Genomic DNA, 5,719 nt, shown 5'->3' with positions numbered 1-5,719 from the left:
CCCCGCGCCCACGGGGGCGGCCGGGCAGCGGCCCGTCCCCGGCTGGCTGGCCGACATCTTCGCCGGCGTCGTCGGCATCCCGGCCGCGGACTTCGACCCCACCGCCGAATTCGCCGAACTGGGCGTGGAGTCGGTGATGCTCGGCGAACTCCTGGACGCCATCGAGCAGCACGTCGGCCGGGCCCTCGACCCGACCCTCCTGCTCGAACACAGCACGCTGCGCACGCTCACCGACCGGCTGCACGCCCTGCTGCCGGAACTGGCCGCCGCCGACCGGACGGAGCCGTCCGGCGCGCCCGCGACGGACGACGGTTCCGCGACGGCACCGCCCCGGTCCGACGGCGCACCCGCCCTCACCGTCACGCCCTCCACCGTCGCAACCACGCCGCACAGCACGCCCCACCCACCGCAAGCGGTCGCGCACGACACCCCGGCGGCCCGGACGCCCGCCGCCGCCCCGCGCCTGCCCGCCCCCGAACCAGACCGGGACACCATCGCCGTGATCGGCATGGCGTGCCGGCTGCCCGGGGCGCCGGACGTGGCCACGTTCTGGCGCAACCTGACGGCGGGCCACCTCGCCGTCGGTGAGGTGCCGCCCGAGCGCTGGGACGCCTCCCGCTTCCACCGGCCCGCCCAGCAGCCCGGTCGCACCGTCGGCAAGTGGGGCGGATTCGTCGACGGCATCGAGGAGTTCGACGCGGGCCACTTCGGGCTCACCGACGAGCAGGCCCGCTGTCTCGACCCCACCATCAGGTTGTTCCTGGAGACCACCGCCGACTGTCTGCGCGACGCCGGCCTGGAAGGCCCCGAGCTCGCCGGACGGGACGTGGGCGTGTTCGCCGGAGCCCGCGGCACCAACTACGCGGCGCGCGGCGGGATACGGGCCGAAGTCCCCGAGTCGGACCCGAACTTCGTCGCCTCGCACGTCGGCCAGCACTTCGATCTGCGCGGCCCGCACCTCGTCGTGGACAGCGCCTGCTCCTCGTCCCTGGTGGCCGTCCACCTGGCCTGCCAGAGCCTGCGCAGCGGGGAGAGTGAGGCGGCGATCGCCGGAGGCAGCAGCGTGCTGCTGGACGAGAGCCCGTACCTGGAGTTCTCGGCCGCGGGCGCGCTGTCGCCCACCGGCCGCTGTGCCGCCTTCGACCGGCGCGCCGACGGCTTCGTCCCCGGTGAGGGCAGCGTCGTGCTGCTGCTCAAACCGCTGCACGCGGCGCTGCGGGACGGTGACCCGGTGCACGGCGTCATCGAGGGCTCCGCCGTCACCAACGACGGCCGCACCATGGGCCTCACGACGCCGAATCCGGCCGCCCAGGCCGCCGCGGTTCGGCGGGCCCTGCGCGACGCCGGACGCAAACCCGCAGAGGTCGGCATGATCGAGGCGCACGGCACCGGCACCGCGATCGGCGACCCGCTGGAGTTCCGGGCCCTGCGCACCGTCTTCGACGAGGACCGCGACCACCGCGACGGCCCCTGCCTGCTCGGCTCCGTCAAGACGAACGTGGGCCACCTGCTGCACGCGGCCGGGGCGGCCGGTCTGCTGAAGGCGCTGCTCGCGGTGCGGCACGGCACGGTGCCGCCCACCCTGCACTGCGAGACGCCCAACCCCCGCCTGGACCTGGACGATTCGCCGTTCGCCCTGGCCACCGGGGCCCGGGACTGGCCGCTGCCCGGCAGGCCCCGGGTGGCCGGGGTGAGTTCCTTCGGCTTCGGCGGCACCAACGCGCACGTCGTGGTCGCCGAGGCCCCGCCCGCCCAGCTGGAGGCGGCCGGTGAACGCCGCAGGAGCAGGCCGCCGATCGCCTTCGACCGGCGTCGGCTGTGGCTGGACCGGCCCGACGGCCTTTCGGCCCCCGACGGACCGACGGCCCCCGACGGACCGACGGCCCCCGACGGCCCGCCGGCCGACGGACCGGCGCCACGGGCCGCGCTGCGTCTGGCTTTCCGGTGATCAAACCCCTGACCGACCCCGGGTGGACGTTATGAGACATCTCTCGGCGGACACGATCCGATGGCCGTGAAATCCGTACGGTCGTCCGGTGCGGAAGGTATCGTCCCGCGCCAGTGCCACGCCCCGAAGACGGCGCGGCCGGGCGGCCGTCGGACCACCGGCCGGCCGCCTTGCAGCACCACGGAAGAAGCACATCGGTGAGCCGAGCGGGGAGACCCGCGGGGCTCGGAACAGGAAGGGGGACGGGGGACCGGGCCCGCACGGGCCGGGCTCTCGACAGCCCATGACGACGTCGAACCCACCGGTCTCCTCCGGGCCGGAACTGAGCAAGCGGCAGATCAACCGCGCCATCATCGGCGTGATGACCGGCCTGCTGCTGTCCGCGCTGGACCAGACCGTGGTGAGCACGGCCCTGCCCAGCATCGTCAGCGACGTGGGCGGCCTGGAGAACCTGGCCTGGGTGATCACCGCCTACCTGCTGACCTCGATGGCGAGCACCCCCGTCTGGGGCAAGGTCTCCGACCAGTTCGGGCGCCGCATCGTCTTCGTCGTGGCGACCAGCGTCTTCATCGTGGGCTCGGCGCTGTGCGGCGTGGCCCAGGAGATCACCCAGCTGATCGCCGCCCGCGCGGTGCAGGGCCTCGGCGCCGGAGCGCTGTACGCGCTCGCCCTGTCGGTGATCGCCGACGTGGTCCCGGTCCGGGACCGGGGCCGCTACCAGGGCATGGTCGCCGGGGTGTTCGGCATCGCCACCCTCGCCGGCCCCCTCGTCGGCGGCGGCCTCGTCGACGCGATCGGCTGGCGGTGGATCTTCCTGATCAACGTGCCGCTGGGCCTGCTCTCCCTCGTCGTCACCGCCTCGGCCCTGCGCGGCATCACCGCCGAGCGCCGCAGCCGCACCGTGGACTACCTCGGCGCCACCCTGGTCATCGCCGCCACCACCCCGCTGCTGCTCTACCTGTCCTGGGCCGGGGGCGAGCGCGGGTGGACCGACCCGCTGGCGCTCGGACTGGTGGCTGTGACCCTCGTGCTGAGCGTGGTGCTGGTGCTGGTGGAACGGCGGGCCGCCGAACCCGTGGTACCCATGGTGCTGTTCAAGCTGCGGCTGTTCTCCCTCGGCTCCGCCTACAGCATGATCGCCGGCCTCGCCCTGTTCACGGGGGTGGTGTTCCTGCCCGTGTACTTCCAGGCCGTGAAGGGCATGTCGCCGTTCACCGCGGGGCTCGCTGTCGTCCCCACCATGATGGGCGTCGGCTTCGCCTCCATCCACGCGGGCAACCGGATGAGCGCCACGGGCCGCTTCAAGGTCTTCCCCGTGGCCGGCGCCGTCCTGCTCGTGGTCACCATGCTGCCGCTGGGCTTCATCCGGGCGGACACCCCCAGCTGGCTGATCATCCTGCTCGGCTTCGTCTTCGGCATCGGCGCGGGCTTCACCCTCCAGCCGGTCATCACCGCCGTCCAGGGCGTCGTGGCCCCGGCGGACATCGGTGCGGCGACCGCCGCCGTCAGCTTCTTCCAGCGGCTCGGCTCCGCCGTCGGCGTGGCGCTCCTCGGCGCCGTCCTCAACAGTCGGTTCGCCGCGCTGCTGGAGGACCGGGCCGGGCCGGCCGGCGGCCTCGACGAGGCGTCCCTGGGCAGCATCGACGCCATCAGGGGGCTGGCCCGCGAGCAACGGGACGTCGTCGTCGGCGCGTACGGGGAGGCGCTCGCCGCGGTGTTCCTGACCGTCGTGCCGTTCGCCGTGCTCGCACTCGTCCTGTCCCTGCTGATGCCCGAGTCCACCCCGCCCGAGGACGGGCCCGCCCAGGACGTGCCGGAGAAGGAAAAGGCCCTCGACGAAGAACGCTGAGGGGCGTCTGCGCAAAACTGTGCGTCGCCGCGATCCCCGCTCCTCCTAAGGTCGGCACATCCGATCCGACGAAGAGCGGAGGTCGCGGTGACCGACATTATGAGGCCGGCCCGCCATCAGGTCGACCGGCCTGAAAGCGAACTGCTGCACTCGGGCAATGCGGGATTCATCATCTCGCGTTACGCGCATTTCAAGCCGGGACATGAACAAGAGGGCCTGAATTTCGTGGCCGAGGTCCTCAAGCACATGAACAAGGCCGACCTCAACGGCATGACGTTCTTCTTCTTCCAGAAGGCGTTCGGCGACCAGGCCAAGCACCACTGGTTCATCAACATGAAGAGCCCGGCCGACTACGCGGCCAGCCTGGAGATGGTCGACCACGACGAGACCACCAAGATCCTGCTCAACGACGACGTGGTCGCCGACGACCGCGGCTTCGGCAGCTGGGGCAACGCGGTCGTGCAGGGCAGCATCACCGAGCACATCCTGGTGCCCCAGCACGGCCTGGACTACGGCGAGGACGACCACCACGAGGCGTGGGTGCCCGAGGCCTGGCGGCAGACCTCGGTGCCGCCGGAGGAGCAGCTCAACTCCGCCAACGCCCCGCTGATGGTGCACCGCGTCGCCCAGGCCCGGTACCCGATGCGCAAGGAGGCCCGCTACTACGCCTTCGCCTGGCAGAACTACGTCAACGAGAACATGCGCGGCAAGGTGACCTCCTACCTGTACGAGGAGACCTTCGGCGCGATGGACCGGCTGCACATGCTGATCCACCTCTCCTCCTACGAGGCGTGGGAGGAGCTGCGCAACCTTCCCGACCGCGACCCGAAGTTCCGCAAGCTGGTCGAACGGCAGATGATCTCCCCGGAGAAGGGCGGCGGCACCGGCGCGGACGCGTTCGTGCCCGGCGGCGTCACCGACACCCTCCTCGTCCCCCGTCAGCTCTGACGCCGTGCGCGCGTTGCTCTTCGCCGGGCAGGGCAGCCAGCGCCGGGGCATGGGCGCCGACGTGTTCGACGCCTTCCCCGACCACTGCGCCCTCGCCGACGACATCCTCGGTTACTCGGTCCGGGACCTGTGCCTGCGCGACGACGGCGACCGGCTGCGGCTCACCCGGTACGCGCAGCCGGCCCTGTTCACCGTCCACGCGCTGACCTACCTGGCGCAGCGCGCCGAGCGGGGCGAGCCCGACGTGGTCGCCGGGCACAGCCTCGGCGAACTCAACGCGCTCATGGCGGCCGGGGTCCTGGACTTCGCCACCGGACTGCGGCTGGTCGCCGAACGCGGCCGGCTGATGGGCGAGGCGGACGGCGGCGCCATGGCCGCCGTCGTCGGCGCCGGCCTCACCGAGGTGGAACGACTCCTCGCGGACGCCGGCCGCGAGGACGTCGAGATCGCCAACGACAACGCGCCGACGCAGGTGGTGATCTCCGGCTCGCCCGAGGGCGTGTCGGCGGTCACCCGCCTGCTCACCACCGCCCTCCCGGCGGTGCGGTGCGTGCCCCTGCCGGTGAGCGCCGCCTTCCACTCCCGCGACATGGCCCCGGCGGCCCGGCGGTTCGCGGACACCCTGGCCGGGGTGGAGCTCGCGCCCCCGCGCCTGCCCGTGATCGCCAACGTGACGGCCCGGCCCTACCCCCGGAACGCGCCGGTCGCCGACCTGCTCGGCCGGCAGATCCGCTCGCGGGTCCGCTGGTCGGAGACCATGAACCACCTGCTGGACACCGGGGTGGACGAGGTGTGGGAGATCGGCCGCGGCCGGACCCTCACCGGTTTCTGGCAGGAGGCCCGCGCGGTGCGCCGCGCACACGTGTCCGGACCAGGTCCCGGCGTCCCGCACCCGGCCGGCCCCGGACGGGGACCGGCGGCCCGCACAGGGGAGGCGCCCACCGCCGTCCCCGCCCCTTCGGCAGCCGCCGCGG

Annotated in this window: 4 protein-coding genes; all 4 read left to right on the top strand. The window is 73.0% G+C overall.

Annotation, left to right across the window (positions count from 1 at the left end; genetic code table 11):
- Positions 1 to 1,948: beta-ketoacyl synthase N-terminal-like domain-containing protein (locus tag G3I53_RS19930; protein WP_275406514.1), on the top strand; the 1,948-nt coding region annotated here is incomplete at its 5' end.
- Positions 1,949 to 2,231: 283 nt separating this feature from the next.
- Positions 2,232 to 3,797, top strand: coding sequence for an MDR family MFS transporter (locus G3I53_RS19925; RefSeq protein ID WP_164438613.1), 1,566 nt, complete (start codon positions 2,232 to 2,234; stop codon positions 3,795 to 3,797).
- An 87-nt stretch (positions 3,798 to 3,884) separates the two neighbouring features.
- Complete coding sequence (locus tag G3I53_RS19920; protein WP_164438612.1) at positions 3,885 to 4,745, top strand: DUF6039 family protein; 861 nt, start codon at positions 3,885 to 3,887, stop codon at positions 4,743 to 4,745.
- A gap of 4 nt (positions 4,746 to 4,749) precedes the next feature.
- The coding region (fabD, locus tag G3I53_RS19915) for an ACP S-malonyltransferase (protein WP_164438611.1) at positions 4,750 to 5,719 on the top strand (970 nt) is incomplete at its 3' end.

Source organism: Streptomyces sp. SID14436 (assembly GCF_010548465.1).
Taxonomy (GTDB): Bacteria; Actinomycetota; Actinomycetes; order Streptomycetales; family Streptomycetaceae; genus Streptomyces.
The sequence above is the reverse complement of the archived record's forward strand: the minus strand, read 5'-3'. Positions and strand labels throughout refer to the sequence as shown.